We start from the raw sequence: 611 nt of genomic DNA, 5'->3' as shown, positions 1-611 counted from the left end.
AAGGCTCCCACCTATCCTGTACAGATCGTACCCAAATTCAATATCAAGCTGCAGTAAAGCTCCATGGGGTCTTTCCGTCTTGTCGCGGGTAACCTGCATCTTCACAGGTATTAAAATTTCACCGGATCTCTCGTTGAGACAGCGCCCAAGTCGTTACGCCATTCGTGCGGGTCAGAATTTACCTGACAAGGAATTTCGCTACCTTAGGACCGTTATAGTTACGGCCGCCGTTTACTGGGGCTTCGGTTCACAGCTTCGGGTTACCCCTAACCGCTCCCCTTAACCTTCCAGCACCGGGCAGGCGTCAGCCCGTATACTTCGCCTTGCGGCTTCGCACAGACCTGTGTTTTTGCTAAACAGTCGCTTGGGCCTTTTCACTGCGGCCCCCTCGGGCTATTCACCCTACCGAGGCACCCCTTCTCCCGAAGTTACGGGGTCATTTTGCCGAGTTCCTTAACGAGAGTTCTTCCGCGCGCCTTAGAATTCTCTTCTCGCCTACCTGTGTCGGTTTGCGGTACGGGCACCTTCACCTGGCTAGAGGCTTTTCTTGGCAGTGTGAGATCATGACCTTCGCTACTGTAATTTTCACTCCCCATCACAGCCCAGCCTTA

At 53.5% G+C, this 611-nt stretch carries 1 rRNA gene; it reads right to left on the bottom strand.

Going from position 1 to position 611, the window contains the following annotated elements:
* Positions 1 to 611 (bottom strand): 23S ribosomal RNA (locus ACE5LO_RS27760); the annotation flags it as partial.

It is taken from the genome of Paenibacillus medicaginis (assembly GCF_042138635.1).
Classification (GTDB): Bacteria; Bacillota; Bacilli; order Paenibacillales; family Paenibacillaceae; genus Paenibacillus; species Paenibacillus medicaginis.
Note: the sequence above shows the minus strand (reverse complement) of the source record. Positions and strands in the feature narration are given on the sequence as shown.